The 15,580-nt window shown below is 64.5% G+C and carries 17 protein-coding genes; 4 read left to right on the top strand and 13 right to left on the bottom strand.

All coding sequences use genetic code 11. From position 1 onward, the window contains the following. Positions 1–5: 5 nt before the first annotated feature. The 3 genes from JNJ68_RS12500 to JNJ68_RS12490 form a co-directional block, all read right to left on the bottom strand. A complete protein-coding gene (locus JNJ68_RS12500; RefSeq protein ID WP_294982710.1) occupies positions 6–1,511 on the bottom strand; it encodes a sugar ABC transporter ATP-binding protein in 1,506 nt (501 codons plus the stop codon). A gap of 11 nt (positions 1,512–1,522) precedes the next feature. Beyond that, the gene (locus JNJ68_RS12495; protein ID WP_294982709.1) at positions 1,523–2,488 is read right to left on the bottom strand and encodes an ABC transporter permease; all 966 of its coding nucleotides are present in this window, start codon (positions 2,486–2,488) and stop codon (positions 1,523–1,525) included. Between the two features lie 81 nt (positions 2,489–2,569). Next, positions 2,570–3,682 (bottom strand): sugar ABC transporter substrate-binding protein, encoded by a 1,113-nt coding sequence (locus JNJ68_RS12490; protein ID WP_294982708.1) that lies wholly within the window; start codon positions 3,680–3,682, stop codon positions 2,570–2,572. Between the two features lie 137 nt (positions 3,683–3,819). On the opposite strand from JNJ68_RS12490, the gene JNJ68_RS12485 reads away from it, so the two are divergent. Then, complete coding sequence (locus tag JNJ68_RS12485) at positions 3,820–4,581, top strand: TetR family transcriptional regulator (RefSeq protein ID WP_294982707.1); 762 nt, start codon at positions 3,820–3,822, stop codon at positions 4,579–4,581. Positions 4,582–4,658: 77 nt separating this feature from the next. Here JNJ68_RS12485 and JNJ68_RS12480 read toward each other — a convergent pair whose 3' ends face one another. The 8 genes from JNJ68_RS12480 to JNJ68_RS12445 all read right to left on the bottom strand — a co-directional run bounded on the left by JNJ68_RS12480 (position 4,659) and on the right by JNJ68_RS12445 (position 12,019). Next, positions 4,659–5,492 carry a 3-methyl-2-oxobutanoate hydroxymethyltransferase gene (locus JNJ68_RS12480; RefSeq protein WP_294982706.1) on the bottom strand — a complete coding sequence of 278 codons (834 nt, stop codon included), beginning with the start codon at positions 5,490–5,492 and terminating at the stop codon, positions 4,659–4,661. Position 5,493: 1 nt separating this feature from the next. After that, positions 5,494–5,808, bottom strand: coding sequence for a MocE family 2Fe-2S type ferredoxin (locus tag JNJ68_RS12475; protein ID WP_294982705.1), 315 nt, complete (start codon positions 5,806–5,808; stop codon positions 5,494–5,496). A 5-nt stretch (positions 5,809–5,813) separates the two neighbouring features. After that, complete coding sequence (locus JNJ68_RS12470; protein ID WP_294982704.1) at positions 5,814–6,941, bottom strand: fatty acid desaturase family protein; 1,128 nt, start codon at positions 6,939–6,941, stop codon at positions 5,814–5,816. A gap of 12 nt (positions 6,942–6,953) precedes the next feature. Then, positions 6,954–8,141: an aldose 1-epimerase family protein gene (locus JNJ68_RS12465; protein WP_294982703.1), complete on the bottom strand. Its 1,188-nt coding sequence runs from the start codon at positions 8,139–8,141 to the stop codon at positions 6,954–6,956. A 4-nt stretch (positions 8,142–8,145) separates the two neighbouring features. After that, on the bottom strand, positions 8,146–9,174 hold the full coding sequence (locus tag JNJ68_RS12460; RefSeq protein ID WP_294982702.1) for a hydroxyacid dehydrogenase: 1,029 nt from the start codon (positions 9,172–9,174) through the stop codon (positions 8,146–8,148). Positions 9,175–9,221: 47 nt separating this feature from the next. Further along, entirely contained in the window at positions 9,222–9,974 is a 753-nt protein-coding gene (locus tag JNJ68_RS12455; protein WP_294982701.1) for an ATP-binding cassette domain-containing protein, read from the bottom strand. Positions 9,975–9,976: 2 nt separating this feature from the next. Next, entirely contained in the window at positions 9,977–10,996 is a 1,020-nt protein-coding gene (locus JNJ68_RS12450; RefSeq protein WP_294982700.1) for an ABC transporter permease, read from the bottom strand. A gap of 93 nt (positions 10,997–11,089) precedes the next feature. Then, positions 11,090–12,019: a substrate-binding domain-containing protein gene (locus JNJ68_RS12445; protein WP_294982699.1), complete on the bottom strand. Its 930-nt coding sequence runs from the start codon at positions 12,017–12,019 to the stop codon at positions 11,090–11,092. Between the two features lie 316 nt (positions 12,020–12,335). Between JNJ68_RS12445 and JNJ68_RS12440 the strand changes: the two genes are divergently transcribed. Continuing rightward, positions 12,336–13,361, top strand: a complete 1,026-nt coding sequence (locus JNJ68_RS12440; RefSeq protein ID WP_294982698.1) for a LacI family DNA-binding transcriptional regulator — start codon at positions 12,336–12,338, stop codon at positions 13,359–13,361. A gap of 163 nt (positions 13,362–13,524) precedes the next feature. Beyond that, entirely contained in the window at positions 13,525–14,043 is a 519-nt protein-coding gene (locus JNJ68_RS12435) for a pyridoxamine 5'-phosphate oxidase family protein (RefSeq protein ID WP_294982697.1), read from the top strand. A gap of 103 nt (positions 14,044–14,146) precedes the next feature. Here JNJ68_RS12435 and JNJ68_RS12430 read toward each other — a convergent pair whose 3' ends face one another. Both JNJ68_RS12430 and JNJ68_RS12425 read right to left on the bottom strand, forming a co-directional pair. Further along, positions 14,147–14,464 carry a hypothetical protein gene (locus JNJ68_RS12430; RefSeq protein WP_294982696.1) on the bottom strand — a complete coding sequence of 106 codons (318 nt, stop codon included), beginning with the start codon at positions 14,462–14,464 and terminating at the stop codon, positions 14,147–14,149. A 72-nt stretch (positions 14,465–14,536) separates the two neighbouring features. Next, complete coding sequence (locus JNJ68_RS12425; RefSeq protein ID WP_294982695.1) at positions 14,537–15,394, bottom strand: SDR family oxidoreductase; 858 nt, start codon at positions 15,392–15,394, stop codon at positions 14,537–14,539. On the opposite strand from JNJ68_RS12425, the gene JNJ68_RS12420 reads away from it, so the two are divergent. Further along, on the top strand, positions 15,383–15,565 hold the full coding sequence (locus JNJ68_RS12420; protein ID WP_294982694.1) for a hypothetical protein: 183 nt from the start codon (positions 15,383–15,385) through the stop codon (positions 15,563–15,565). The two genes, JNJ68_RS12425 and JNJ68_RS12420, sit on opposite strands and share 12 nt — an antisense overlap. Positions 15,566–15,580: the final 15 nt, after the last annotated feature.

The raw sequence follows: 15,580 nt of genomic DNA, 5'->3' as shown, positions 1-15,580 counted from the left end.
GTCCCTCAGATCATCGCGTGCAGGAGATCGTAAAGCGAAGGCTTCTTGCCCGGCTCGCAGTCAAAGCGTTTCTGGATGCGGCCGTCCTTGAGGACGATGATCGTGTGAGAAAGCCCGATCGCCTCTTCCAGCGTGTCGGCGACCAGGATGACACCCACTCCGTCGTCGCACATGTCGCGGATCATCTCGTAGACGTCTTCCTTGGCGCCGATGTCGAGGCCGCGCGTCGGGTGATCCAGAAGCATGATGTCCGACCCGCCGGATCGCCACTTTGCCAGTACCACCTTCTGCTGGTTCCCGCCTGAAAGGTTGCCACAATCGGCGTATTCGGAATGCGCCTTGATCGACAGCTTTCCGATCCAGTCGCGCGCCAGCTTGCGCTCTTCGCCGACACGCAGAACGCCGGCGTTCGAGAAATGACCCATCTGCGACAGCGTCATGTTCTCGTAAACGTTCATCCCCGCGACGATGCCCTCGACCTTGCGTTCGCGCGGGACATAGCCGACGCCCTTCGCGACCGCCGCCTGCGGGGTGAAGCGTTCGATCCGCGCGCCCTTCATCGTGACATGCCCGGTCACGGGGGTCCGCATCCCGTAGATCGTGCGCAGGATCGCCTCGCGGCCCGAGCCTTCGGTACCAACCAGACACAATACCTCGCCCGGATGCAGGGTCAGCGAGATGTCGCTGATCCGACCCGGCAGGCCAACGTCCTCCAGCTTCACCAGCTGGCGGCTGTCATCATAGGGTTTCTGGCGCTGCTCACGGTAATATTCCCGGTCGACGTTGCGGCCCACCATCTTGTGCTGGATCTGCTCGACCGTGGCGCCGCCCCGGTTGACCACATCGACCACCGCCCCGTCTTTCATCACATAGATTCGGTCGGAAAGCTCCATCACCTCGTCCATGCGGTGACTGACAAAGATGAAGCTCGCCCGTGCCGTCAGGTCGCGAACGATGCGGAACAGCATCTTGACCTCGTCCTCGGCCAGAACACTGGTGGGCTCGTCCAGAAGGATGACCAGGTCGCCGTCGACCCGCTCCTCAAGCGTGAGCACCTTGGCCAACTCGACCAGCTGGCGCTGCGCAAAGGACAGGCTGGCCGTCACCGTGGCCGGATCGATGTCGAGCTTCACCTTGGCCAGTTGCTTTCGCGCAGCCTCGGCCATGGCCTTCCAGTTGATCACGCCCAGACGCACGAACTGCGCTTCATAACCCAGGAAGATGTTCTCCATGACCGTCAGGTTGGAAATCAGCGACTGTTCCTGGAACACCATGCCGATGCCCTTTTCCATCGCCTGACGCGGGTTCTGGAAGCGCACGGTCTTGCCGTCGATGGTAATGGTGCCGCCGTCGGGCTGATAGGCGCCGTAGATCACCTTCATCAGGGTGGACTTGCCGGCACCGTTCTCGCCGACAAGGCCGACGATCTCACCGCGCTTGACCTGGAAATCCACTGCCTTCAGCGCATGGACACCGGGAAACTTCTTGTCGACCGCCTTGAGTTCGTACATCGCCCGCCCCCCTATTTCACGAAGCTGATGTTGCGCCGGTCGGTCGAGAGGACCACTGCCAGGATCACCAGAAGCCCCAGCATGCCGTCCTGCACATAGTCGGGCAGTCCGATCACGACCATGCCGTTGTTGATGACGTTCACGATCAGCACGCCGACGACCGTGTTCCAGACCCCGCCGATGCCACCCCAGAGCGCGACACCCCCGACCACGACCGAGGTGATCGAGATGAACATGAAATTCGCGCCAGTGACCGATTCCGCCTGGCCCAGCTTGGCGACCTGCAGCATCCCGGCGATGGCATAGAACACGCCCGCGAGCACGAAACCGGTGATCCGAACCCGCCGAACGTTCAGCCCCGAGGCGTGGGCAAGCTCCTCGCCGCCACCCACGGCATAGAAGTTCCGACCCAGCGTGGTGTGGTTCTGGATGAACCAGGCCAGGAAGGCCAGAATGACCACGACATAGACCATCAGCGGAAAGCCCGCGATGCGCCAGGTCAGAAGCGCCCGGAAAGTGTCGTCCTCGATCCGCACGATATCGCCGCCGGTGATCAGCACGGCGGCACCCGTCCCGACAAACCCCATTGCCAGGCTTGCCATGAAGGAGGGGATGCGCAGCTTGACATGAACGAGCCCGTTGATCAGCCCGATCAGTCCTCCGACGATCAGGGCAAGCGGGATGGCCAGCCACCCCCCTGCCGCCAACGTGCCCCCCAGCCACAGGAAGGCGAAGCAGAACAGCACCGCCGTCAGCGAAACCGCGCCCTCCATCGACAGGTCGATCGAGCCCATGACGATGATGAAGGTCACGCCGATCGCCACCATCAGGGCGGGCGCCGCGGCAATCGCAATGCGGGCAAAGTTCCGCTGCGCGAAGAAATCCGGATTGATCGCCGTGAACAGGATCACCAGCGCGATCAGCACCAGCAGGGGCGCCCAGCGGATGGCGGCTTCCCGGGTCAGAAATCGTGTCACGCCACCCTCCCTTGGCGACAGCCCCGCAGGGGCAAAAGGCTGGGGGACCGGACTTGCGCCCGGTTCCCCGTTGGTCAGGCCTTACTTGTAGACAATACCGCCCGCCGACAGGCCCCAACGATCAGTCCAGTCATAGGTCGGGGTCGCGTCCAGGTAGGTCTTCTTGAACTCTTCGGCATCTGCCTGAGTGACAAGGATCGACGGCCCATAGAACTCGCGATGCTCGTTGGGCTCCTCCGAGGGCTTGAAGGCCCCGATGGCGGCCTGGTGCGCCAGGGCCAGCGCGATGCCGCCACCCCAATGCGGGTTGGTGAAGACGGTAGCCAGAAGCTCGCCCTTCATCACCAGATCCACCGCTTCCGGGTTGCCGTCGAAGGCGGTGATCGGCATGCCGGTAATACCTTCCGCCTTCAGCGCCTCGATGACCCCGTAGGCCATGTTGTCGTTGGCGCAGTGCACGCCCTTGATCTTGTCGCCATAGCGGGTCAGGTAGCTCGACATCAGCTCGGCGGCCTTGTTGGTGTCCCAGTCGGCGGACTGTTCGTCCAGAAGCTCGATGTTCGGGAAATCCTTCAGAGCGTTCTTCAGGCCGTTCAGGCGCTCGACCGCCGGGATGTTGGCCGGAATGCCGCCCAGATGGACGACGCCGCCTTCTCCACCCATCTTCTCGAACAGCAGGCGCGCGGCGTCCTCCGAGGGCTTTTCGCCCGACCAGGACAGGTGCGCGACATAGTTGTCGCCGATGTCCCAGGGATGCAGGTCATCGGTCTTGTTCCAGATCGTCGAGACATAGCCGCCAGCGTCCCGCACCGCCTCCACGACCGGACGTGCGTTCGGGCTGTCGTTCGGATCGCTGGCAATGGCGCCCTTGCCGGCATTCTTGGCAAGGAAGGCCTTGATGTCGGCGAGCGACTTTTCGGACGACCCCTCGTTGATCAGGTTCGTCATGTCTTCCTTGGTCAAGCCAAGGCTCTCGACATAGGCCTCACCACCCGAAACGATGGCGTTCCAGTAGGCCGAGGCTCGGTCACGATAGCTCCAGGCCAGCGACCAGCCACCCGCGTCGGCAAACGCCGCGCCGCGACCGAGGATGCCCGGAACTGCCGTGGCCGTCAGGCCGGCAGCCGAGGCGAACAGGAAGTTCCGACGGTTGATCTTCTCGCGTTCGACGAAGTCCTTGATGAACGTGGACATGGATTCCCTCCCTTTTTCCACTCCAATGCCACGGAAGCGTGGCCCTGCCTTCGGCGGGGGCGGACACCTGCGTCATCAGCGCACGCCTCTCCGTTAATGCACTAACTGGTTACTTGACAGCTGACCCCCGAGTCAAGATGTTTGTTGCAACCTGCAACAGTGCGGGCTTTGGTCGCAGGCAGGGGATCAGCGCCGCAGGCGGCAAAAACCGATGCCCTGGGAGTGGATTGATGGACGCCAGTGAGAACACAGCCCAAGGGAAGGCGAAGCCTGCCCAGAAACCGCGCATCCGGGATGCAGAGGCGACAAAGGCCCGCATCCTGGAGGCCGCGAAGCGCGAATTTGCAAAGAGCGGCCTGGGCGGCGCGCGGGTGGACGTGATCGCCGAGAAGGCGCGCGCAAACAAACGGATGATCTATCACTACTTCGATTCGAAAGAACGCTTGTTCCAGACCGTGCTGGAAAACGCTTATCTCGATATCCGCATCGCGGAGCAGAAGCTGAATCTCGACCATCTGGACCCGCGCGAGGCCCTGGAACGCCTGGTCCGATTCACCTGGGACTATTACCTGAAGAACCCGGAATTCATCACACTGGTGAACAGCGAGAACCTGCACCGCGCCAAGCATCTGAAGAAGTCGGAAACGGTGAAGGACTACAGCCGCCGATTCGTCTCGATGGTTCAGTCGATCCTCGAACGCGGTGTTGCCGCGGGCGTCTTCCGCAAGGGCGTCGACCCGGTGCAGTTGAACATCACGGTCGCCGCCATCGGCTATTACTATCTGACGAACCGTTTCACCGGATCCATCGTGTTCGAGCGCGACCTCATGACCAAGGAGGCGCTGGAGGAGCGGCTCCACTTCAACATCGATACGATATTGCGGCTGGTCGCGGCCTGAGCCGACAGAAGCCATATGCGACGCAGCTGAGCATCGGATATGCGGACGAGAAGGTCGTCTCTCCCGCGACGCAAGAGTCAGGTTTCGCCGGTGCTTTCCGCCCCGATACCCTCTTGCTCCAGCGCCGAACTGAACCTTGCCAGTTCCTCGGGCACCATGTGCAGCGTGAAGCGGGCCTCCGGGAAGCGGCCGGTCTCAACATCCGTGCGGAATTCGGTGAAGGCCGCCACCCTCTCGCGCTGGAGGCGGTCGTACTCCGCCGCAAAGTCGCGGTAAACTTTGGAGTGACGGGGCATCTTTCCCCGATGCTCACCCAGGATATCCATGGCAAACAGGTATTGCGCATCGCAGCCTGCCCCGGACCCCATCGACCACAGAAGCAGTTGCTTCATCCGGTGGCTGATTTCGGTTGCGACTTCTTCGGGCACGACCTCGATCTCGACCGCGAACGCACCGGCTGCCTCATAGGCCAGACATTCCCTATAAAGCGCCAGCGCCTGATCCGCCGTCTTGCCCACAGCGCGGAAGCCGCCGGTCCAGGTGGCGCGGCTGGGGACAAGGCCGACATGGCCGACCACCGGGATATGCTCGGACGCCAGATAGCGCACGGTGTCGATGCTGGCCGAGCAATACATCGCGTCGGCCCCGGCGGAGAGCAGCTTGCCGCAAAGCCGCAGGTAATCCTCCCGCGTGCCCGCACCAAGGTGATCCATGCCCGACATCGAGAAGAGCGTGGGTGCAACCTTGCGGTATTCCGGATCCAGCACGAGATCCGGCGGAATCGAGACCAGGTCGATCCCGGCCTCTTCGGCGGCGGCGGCCTCGTCGAGGGTGAAGAGGCGCAGCATGGTCAGCTGCCGCTTGCCCTTCCAGGCGCGCAGGTCGGCAACGGTCGGGCGGGTACGTGCCATGTCAGTCCTCCAGCCCGATCTCGATCATCTCGCCCACCACACGCGCCGGATGGGTCCTGAGCGTGGTCACGCAAGGCAGTCGTTCGGCCTCGCCGGTCTTGTAGTTGAAGCGACCGTTGTGCTTGGGGCATTCGATCTCGTCGCCCATCACCAGCCCGTCGCAGAGATGCACCTGCTCATGCGTGCAAAGCCCATCGGTGGCGAAGACAGCGCCATCCTCATCGCGGTAGATCGCATAGGTCCTGCCGCCGTGGTCGAAGCGGACCAGGTCCTCGGGGTCGATGTCGTCCAGGGCGCAGGCGGAAACCCATTGCATCGCGGTCACTCCTTCAGTCCGTCACGGTGGGGGATGGTCTGGTGCAGCTCCTCGCGGTAGGCGCGCGCGGTCGGCGGCAGGGTCTTTTTCAGGAAATATCCCTTCTCGCGCCGCTGGCGCAGGATCGCGGGCACCATCTCGGCAAAGGCCGCCGGGATCGAGCGGGTCGGCGCAGGCAGGTCGTTCCTGATGACCTCATGCAGGCGCGGCAGCGCATGGTAAGGCACCATCGGGAACATATGATGCTCCACATGGTAGTTCATATTCCAGTAGATCCAGCGGCTGACCGGGTTCATCAGGCAGGTGCGGCTGTTCAGCCGGTGGTCGAGCACATCCTCTGCCAGCCCGCCATGCTGGATCATGCCCGTCATGAACATGTGCCACGCGCCATAGATACGCGGCCCGCCGATCAGCATGAAGGGCAGGATCGTGCGCCAGTAGATCGCCGCCGCCAGGGTCAGGGCATAGATGGCCACATGCACCCGGGCCCAGAAGATCGCCTTGCCGACTTCGGCCTCGGGGATGTAGTCGCGCTCGTCCGGGGTGAGGTGGCCTGCGGCGTTGCGGACCAGCACCTTCATCCACTGCCAGATGTCCACAATCCCGATGAAATGCAGGATGTTCAGCAGGATCGAGGCCGGATGCATGAAGGCGATCTCGGCATCGCGGCCGACGATGATCGTGTCGGTGTGGTGGCGGGCGTGGCTCCAGCGCCAGGACACCGGGTTGCGCATCACCATGAAGCTGGCGATCTGGTAGACCGCATCGTTCATCCAGGGCGTGCGGAAGGCGGTGCCATGGCCGCATTCGTGCCAGCGGCTGTCGCAGGCTGATCCGTACAGCACGCCATAGACTGCCCAGAACGGCACGCACCACCAGCTGCCCCAGAAATATATGCCGCCCGCAGCCGTCAGGGCCAGAAGACCCAGCCAGATCAGCGTGTCGCGGATCGCCGGTCCGTCGCGGCGCTGCATCAACTCTTTCATTACCTTGCGCGGCACATCGGAATGATACCATTCGGCCGAGGCTAGCCCCCGTTCGATCGCCAGCGCCGCGCTTGGCCCGGTCAGCGAATAGTCGCGCCGCTCGACAAGGGGTTCGGGCCGGTCGGCAAGAGTCTGGTCAGTTGGCATGGGTGTCTCCGGTCATCGGATCGTCGCAGGAACGGTCAGCGGGCGGAAATTGCCCGATGGGGTGGGATAAGGATCGTCGGGCTGCCCGATGATGGCGCGGATGCGGGCCTCGGCCTTGCCCAGCGTCGCCGCTCCGTCCAGAACGGTGAAACGGGCGTCGTAGCGGCGCTCCTCGCCCGCTTTCAGCCAGGTCATCTCTCCTCGCTCTCGCGCGGCGTTGTCTCCAAGGACATGGTGGGTCGAGGGTTCGATGCCAAAGCCGTAGGCCCCGGCCTGGAAATGCTGCCATTCGTACAGGCAGGGCAGTTGGTCCTTGCGGGTCGTGACCTGAAGGCCCAGCCCCAGCCGGTCGTTCATCAGCGCCACCGGCACCTCGCCCCCCGCGTCCGGCGCGGTTTCGTGCTGCCAGACCTGCTCCACGAACCGGTCCTGCGGGGCCGGGACCACCGCATAGCCGGTGCCCTGGTCGCGATAGCGCGCCGCATGGGCGGCCCAGACCACATCGGCAATCGGCGCAACATAGCGCGCGCCCTCGGCCAAGAGCGGCGCGCCGAGGTTGACGTGGTAAAAGAACATATGCGGTGTCGGCGCAAAGCCTTCGTTTGTCACACGATCCGTCAGCCGGATTTCGCTGCCATCCAGCTCTGCCTCGATCCGCCGGGTCAGAACGAGGTATTCGCCGAAGGTCGTCGCCTGCCGCACGACGCCCTCGGCCCAGAGGATGCAGCGGTCGCCGTCCCATCTTTCGCCATAGCCGGTCAGCCGGGCCGGGATGTTGGCGATCCGGCCATGCAGCCCGTGCCGCTTGGTCCGGATACCAGGATAGCCGTAATGGCTGGCCTCCACCTCTTCCGGGCCAAGGATATGGTCCAGCCCGCAGGTAACAAGGAAGCCGGTGAAGCTGCGCGCCCAGCCGAAGCCGCCTTCGCCTTCCGGTTCGTGCAGGGCCGCCGACCGCAGCCCCGAAGGCCCGTGCCAGCCCAGCGAGGCACCGCGCCAATCCACCTCGGCAATATCCATCGCACGGTCGACCAGCACCGTGAAGCGCAGGCCCGCCCCGGTGCGGAACTCCAGCAGCCGGATGCCGCGCTCGGTGCCATCGGCCAGCTCCATCAATCGCACGCCACCATAGGCCGCAAGCTGGCCCGACCGCCTCCGGATGTCGTCCCGCGTCAGGGATTCGCCGAACAGCTCCGCCATCGCCTCAGCCCTTTTCGTCTGGCGTGGCGGCGACGGGCATCGAGCGCATGCGGGCCACCGTCTCGGGCTCGGCACGGCGGCAGGCGACCGGCGGCAGGCCGCGGGCGATGAGGTCCATGTCCTCCAGCACCCGCGTCCCGATCTCGCGCAGGGCGAAGGTCAGCGCCCCGGCCCGGTGGGGCGAAAAGAGCATATTCGGCACGGCCCGGATCGGGTCGTCCTTGGGCAGCGGCTCGACCGGGAAGACGTCCGTCGCCACCCGGATGCGCCCCGAGGCAGCCGCTTCGGCCAACGCACCGAAATCGGCCGCTGCCGCGCGTGACATCAGCAGAAGCATTGCGCCGGGCTGCATCAGGCCCAGCGCCCGTGAGTCGATCATCCCGGCATTGTCGGTGGTGATCGTGGCCATGACGAAGACGAAGCGGTTGCCCGCCATCAGTGCATCGAAGCCGACCGGCTCCACCCCAAGCCGCTTCAGATGACCGTGCGGCAGCCAGGGGTCGAACACCTGCACCCGGCAGCCGAAGGGCGCGAGCAGGCGGTAAAGCGACCGGCCCAGATCACCAAAGCCGATGATCCCGACCGTTGATCCTGCCAGAAGCTCGGACTGCTTGTTGCCCTCGAACAACCACTTCTCCTGCCCCGTCAGGAAGGCCGCGTGTTCGCCGTGAATGTTCCGCGCCAGCGACAGCGCCATGCCAAGCGCCATCTCGGCCACCGGGGCGGCGAAGACCGCGCCGGGGGCAAGGACGTGGATGCCGCGCCGGAAGCATTCGGCATAGTCCACGTTCGGCAGGAAGTTTGTCTCGACGTTGAAGATCGCCCGCAGCTTCGGCGCCATTGCCAGCCGCCCCGACTCCATCGGCTGCTGCGAGATCAGGATTTCGGTCTTCGGCAAGTGCTCTGCATAGAAGGCCTCCCGATCCTCGCCCTGCCACTCCGTCACCTCGTAGCGCGACCGCAGAACGGCAAGCTCTTCGGGCGAGAAGATCTCGTCCGTCGCGCGGGGAGCAGGATCGTAGAGCGCGCGCATGTCTTCTCCTTTCCGCTGGCGGACCACCTCGGCCAATCAAAGCAATCTCAGACGAGGATATGGTCCCCGGTGATCACGTCCTCGACATCCTGGATCGAAGAGGTTTTCGGGCTCAGGTCATCCGCCACGACCGTCCCCCGCCGCATCACCACCATGCGGTCCACCACCTGGAAGACGTGGTGGATGTTGTGGGCGATGAAGATGCAGGAATGCCCGGTGTCCCGCGCCTCGCGGACGAAGCGGAGGACGCCCTGGGTCTCGGCCACACCCAGGTTGTTGGTCGGCTCGTCCAGGATGATCAGGTCGCTGTCGAAATACATTGCGCGGGCGATGGCCACCGCCTGCCGCTCGCCACCCGACAGCGAGCCGATGGGCGTGGTGGGCGGGATGTTCTTCGAGATGCCCACCCGCTTCAACAGGTCCGCCGCGACCTCATTCATCCGGTCGAGGTCCAGTCGCCCCAGATGGCCCGAGGTCAGCTCGCGCCCCAAGAACAGGTTCCGCGCGATGGAAAGCTGAGGCACCAGCGCCGAATCCTGGTAGATCGTCTCGATCCCCGCAGCAATGGCATCGTTGGTCGAGGTCATCCTGACCGGCTTGCCCTTGATGCGGATCTCACCCGACGTATAGGGCACCGCACCCGAAAGCACCTTGATCAGCGTGGATTTCCCGGCGCCGTTGTCGCCCAGAAGGCCGACGATCTCGCCCCTCCGGATCGTCAGGTTCACGTCGCGCAAGGCATGGACGCGGCCATAGGACTTTTCGATATGCCGCATCTCGACAAGAGATTCGTCGCTCATGCTCAGGTCCCCGCGTTGTGCCGGCGTTCCAGCGCGGCATGAAGCGCCATCATCCCCAGGATGATCGCACCGATGAAGATGTTGTAGGCCAGCCCGGGAACCCCGATCAGGACGATGCCATTGCGCATCAGCCTCAGGATCAGCACCCCCAGAACCGTGCCGATGATCGTGCCGCGCCCGCCGGTCAGCACCGTGCCGCCGATCACCACCATGGCGATGACCTCCAGCTCGTAGCCGGTGCCGGAGTTCGGGTTCGCCGCCGAGACCCGGATGGACGAGATGATCCCGGCCAGCGCCGCCATGGCCGAGGAGAGCATGAACAGGATCACCTTGACCCGCTGGATCGGCACGCCCCGGTTGCGCGCAGCACCAGGATTGCCGCCCGTCGCCTGGGTCCAGTTGCCGAACCTGGTGCGGGTCAGGACGTAGTGGAAGATCACCGCCAGGACGATGAACCAGATCAGGCTCATGTAGATGCGCAGACCGCCCACGTAGAAGTCACCGACCAGAAGCTTGGCAAGCCACTGGTCGCCCGCGTCCCAGGTGCGCTGCGGGAAGCCCGAGGTCAGCCAAAGGGCCGCGCCGCGCACGACCAGCAGCATCCCCAGCGTAACGAGGAAGGACGGAATGCCCAGCCGGGTGACGAAGAGGCCGGAGAAAAGCCCGATCCCCAGCGCGATCAGCATGGCCACCAGAAAGGCTGCGGGCAGGGGCATCAGCCCGGCGTTGAAGAAGGCCCACATCACCACCGGCGCAAATCCGAAGACCGACCCAACCGACAGGTCGAATTCGCCCGCCGTCATCAGAAGCGTCATCGCCAGCGCGATCAGCCCCAGCTCGACGGTGAAGGTCAGGGCGTTGCCGATGTTGTTCAGTGACATGAACGTCGGGTTGATCGCGGTGAAGACGACAACCATCGCCACCAGAAGCACAAGCGGCCCGAACTCCGGCTTGGCGATGAAGCGCTTCAGGATACCCGGCTCGGCGGGATGGACGGCTGAAACCGTTGACGGGTTGGACATTCTGGTTCCTCGGGGAAAGGGATGCCGGGGCCGCCCGCAATCGCTGCGGGCGGTTTCGGCAAGGTCACGGTCCGACTGTGCAGGAACCCTGCGTCAGTTGCCGCCCATGATCTTGGAATAGACCGGCGCCGTATCCTTTTCGTAGAGCGCGCCAGTGATGATGTTGAAGCCAAGCGGAATGCCGTCGCCTTCCATCTGCAGCGCCGAAAGGCAGAGATACGATGTGGCCTGCGGATCCTGCCACATGCCGGCATTTACATAGCCGTCCATCACCTCTTGCGTGGTGTCGAGCGAGTTGCCCCAGCCGACCACCGGGATTTCACCGGGCTGCACGCCCGCCTGATCCCAGACCCGCTTGACCGATCCGGTCACCATGTCGCCAAGGCCGATCATCGCCTTGATCTTGTCGCGGTTGGCGGTGACGTAGTCGGTCATCCGGGTGATCACCTCGGCCTGGTCCAGCGTCGCGTCGGTGACTTCCCAGGTGATGCCCAGAGGCTCGAAGACCTCCTTGATCCCGGCTTCCTCCTCAACGCCGTAGGAGGCGCCCGGTACTTCGACCGGCATCCAGACGAAGTCGCCAGCCTTCACCAGCTCATGATCCACCAGATACTGCGCCCAGGCCTTGCCCACGGCCTTCAGGTCGCCGCCCACATAGGCATTCCAGTTCGGCGCAGAATCCGAGGTGTTGAAGTTGATGATCGGGATACCCGCAGCCCGGGCCTCGGCCACCACATCGACCATCGAGCCCGGGTCGGGGCTGGTCGAGCAGATGCCGTCGGCCCCTGCCGCGATGGCCGCGCGCACGGCTTCCTGCTGGCTCGGGACATCGCCCGAGTGGAAGGAGGTGTTGACGGTGTTGCCGGAGGTCTTGGCATAGGCCTCGGCGCCTTGCAGGAAATAGGTCCAGACCGGGTCGGCCGGGCCGCCATGCGACACCCAGTAAAAGGTCTTGCCCTCGGCCGCGGCGAGACCGGCGGTCAGGGCAAGCGCAGCGGCGGCGCCAAGCAACGTCTTGATCATCGTGGGTTTCCTCCTTGTGACCCTTGGGTCGTCTGACCCGGTTTCCGGCCAGGCCGGTCGTTCTCTCAGCGGCACGACAGCTTGCCACCCATCGGGGCCGCAGCGAAATTCGCGTCGCAGTCTCGTTCTTGCTCTGGTCGGGCAGTCGGCCTGCATCCCTCCTGAAGCAGCCGCTTTCCGGTGCGGCCCGTCTGAACGAGGCCACGCCGGATGGGGTCAGCTTGGGCGATGCGACAGATTGCCGCAACCGCAGTTCACATCAGATTCCATCAGCAATGCCGTGACAGCCCGCCCATCCGGCTCTAGGCTGCCGCGCATGGGCCGGTCCACCATCGTCGACATCGCCAGACGCGCCGGGGTTTCGACCGCGACGGTCGACCGGGTGCTGAACGGTCGCGCCGGAGTGGCCGCGGCCAATCGCCATCGTGTGATGCAGGCGGCGCGCGACCTTGGCTACCTTCCCGTCGAGGGAATGGTCACGCTGCCGTCGCGTCCCGTGCATCTCGAATTCTTCATTCCGATGGTGCAGAACGGCTTCATGGGCGAACTGGTCAACGGCATCCGGCGCTTTGCGGCGACGGTCCCGCTGGTCGCCTCGTGCAATATTCGCACGCTGGACGGGTTCGGGCCGGAATCCCTGCTGCCCGCGCTGGAAACGGTTGGCCTGCGCACCAGCGGCATCGGTCTCGTCGCCGCCGACCACCCAAGATCGCGTGAAGCGATCCGCCGCGTCTGCGAGGCCGGAGTGCGGGTCGTGACGATTGCCTCCGACGTCCCGGACTCGGGCCGCTCGGCCTACGTGGGCGTCGACAACACCGTCGCGGGACGCACGGCGGCGCTGCTGATGGGGCGTATGGCAGGCAGCGCTGGCGGAGCCATCGGGCTTTTCATGGGGTCGCGCGCCTATGATGGCCATCAGGGCCGCGAGACCGGATTTCGCGCCGTCCTGGAACGCGATTTCCCCTCGCTGTCCTTGTTGCCTCCCATCGAGACAGGCGAGCGCAGTGACCGTACCCGCGTGGCGATGACCCAGCTCTTGCGCGGCACCCCAGACCTTGCGGGCGTCTATTGCGTGGGCGCCGGACGCACGGGGATCGTCGCCGCGCTGGAGGAGGTCCGGCCCCCGCGCCGCCCTGTTGTCGTCATGCACGACTTGACCGACCGCACCCATGCCTGGCTTGCAGACGGAGTGATCGATGTGGTCATCGACCAGAATGTGCAGCTGGTGGGCGAACAAGCGGTCATCCGCCTTTTGGGAGCGATCGCCACCACCGCCCCGCATCTTCTGCTGAAGAACATCGAGCCACGGATCATCCTTCGTGAAAACATCCCTCAACGCTGATGGATCGAACCCTTCCCCGCGCAAGGGTCTCAGACGAGCCGGGCTGAAATGATCACGTGACATACAAGACGGGGTCGGCAACGAGCCGGGAACCGAAACCCGCTACCGGACGTTTGACTGGGCGATTCACTGCCGCTGCGGTGGCACAGCAAAGGACAGTTCAATGGCCCTTGTTTCAGACCACCCCGACACGCCGAATCCCTCGCCAGTGCAGACAATTCCTGCCGAAAGGGTATGGGAGATGCTGAAGGCGATCGACATCGCCATGCTGGTGACCGGCTCGGCAGAAGGGCTGCGAGGTCGACCGATGTCGACCATTCCCGCGCTGGACAAAGGTGTCATCTACATCCTGACCGAAGCGAACTCCTCTGCAGCACGAGAGATAGAGGCCGAGGCCTCGGTCTTCCTGTCCTACCAGGGCAAGGGCGACCATCTGGCCTTGCAGGGCCGCGCGACGGTGAATCCGGACAAGGAGCTGGTCAAGGATCTGTGGAATCCGGGGGCCGAGGTCTTCTGGCCGAACGGTCCGGAGGCGCATGACGTGGTGACACTGGTCATAGACCCCGGCCATGTCGACATCTGGGATGGCCCCGGTCTCTTGGCCGGGCTTGCGAGCTTGGTCAAGGGCGCCGTTCGCAAACAGTCACCCGATCTCGGGACACGCGGCGAGGTCGATCTCTGACGCCAGGTTCAACGTCATGCCTAAGGGCGCACGCAGCGGAGAAACCACGGACAAAGGCCGTCCCGGGCAATGGGGCGGCCTTTGCGCGATTGTCAGGCGGGAGTTACGGCGCGGTCGTATCGGTGGCCGGAGCCGGAGTGGCTGGCGCGGTTTCCCCGCTCTCCGGCATCGGCGCTGGTTCGGTGCCCGTCCCGGCACCGGTCGCGGGGGCCGTTTCGGTGACGGCGGGAGTATCGGCGGCTGGTTCGATCACCGTCTGGTCGACCACGCTGCCGGAGCGGTTCATGCTGAAGACCACCGCGGCAATGATGACTGCCGCAAGAATCAGCAGGACGATCCACATGCTGGATTGCGAATAGCGCGTCTCCGGGACGCGGCGGCCATCGGTACCAGGCGTTGTCCTTGGGGGTAGATCGGTCATGGTAGAAGTCCTTTCTGTCGCAAGGGACGTGCAGACAGCTCAACCGGGAAGCGCGTCGATTGTTCCGATGCGTCAAAGCATCGGCGCGCCACCGGTGACGGCGATGGTCGCGCCGGAGACATAACTGGACATCGGCTCGGCAAGCATCACATAGGCCGAGGCCAGCTCGACGGGCTGAGCTGGGCGTTTCATCGGGCTGTCCTGGCCAAACTTCGCCACCTTCTCGCCAGTCATGCTGGACGGGATCAGCGGGGTCCAGACCGGGCCGGGGGCCACGCAATTCACGCGGATCTCGCGGTCTGCCAGAAGCTGGGCGAGGCCTGCGGTGAAATTCTGGATCGCACCCTTCGTCGTGGCATAGGCCAGAAGCGTGGGGTTCGGCTTGTCGGCATTGATCGAAGCGGTGTTGATGATCGAGCTTCCGGCGCCCATGTGCGGCACGGCGGCCTGCGACAGGTGGAAGACCGCGTCGATGTTGATGGCAAAGGTCTTGTCCCATTCCGCCGCCGAGAGATCCTCGAAGCTTTCGCAGACGGTCTGATGCGCGGCGTTGTTCACCAGGATGTCGATCCGGCCCCAGGTATTGACGGCCTCCTGCACGACGCGGCGGCATTCGGCGGAGTCGGACAGGTCGGCCGCTATCTTCACGCAGCTCTGGCCTTCGTCCTCAATCAGCCTCGCGGTATCGGCGGCGTCTTCGGTTTCGTTCAGGAAGCAGAGCGCGATGTCCGCCCCTTCCCGCGCGAAGGCGATGGCGACGGCGCGGCCGATGCCGCTGTCCGCCCCGGTGATCAGCGCGACGCGGCCTTGCAGGCGTCCGGCGCCGACCCAGGTCGTCTCGCCATGATCGGGGCGGGGCTGCATCGGGGCAAAGCTGCCAGGGGCGTCCTGGGTCTGTTCGGGAAAGGGGGGCTTGGGATGATCGGTCACGATGTCGGATCCTTCTGGCCTGGTTCTATCCTTTGGACGCCGCCGCCCGGCCGCCTGCGGTTGCTGTCGGGACGGGTGTTGTTGTCCCGCCGGGTCAATCTGCTGCCGGCGCTGGTTGACGAGATGCCATTCCGGCTGATGAAGCCGCTCATTGGCAGGTGGGCCTGGTGAATGTTCATATCTTGG

This window comes from Tabrizicola sp. (assembly GCF_016793705.1).
Taxonomy (GTDB): domain Bacteria; phylum Pseudomonadota; class Alphaproteobacteria; order Rhodobacterales; family Rhodobacteraceae; genus Tabrizicola.
The sequence above is the reverse complement of the archived record's forward strand: the minus strand, read 5'-3'. Positions and strand labels throughout refer to the sequence as shown.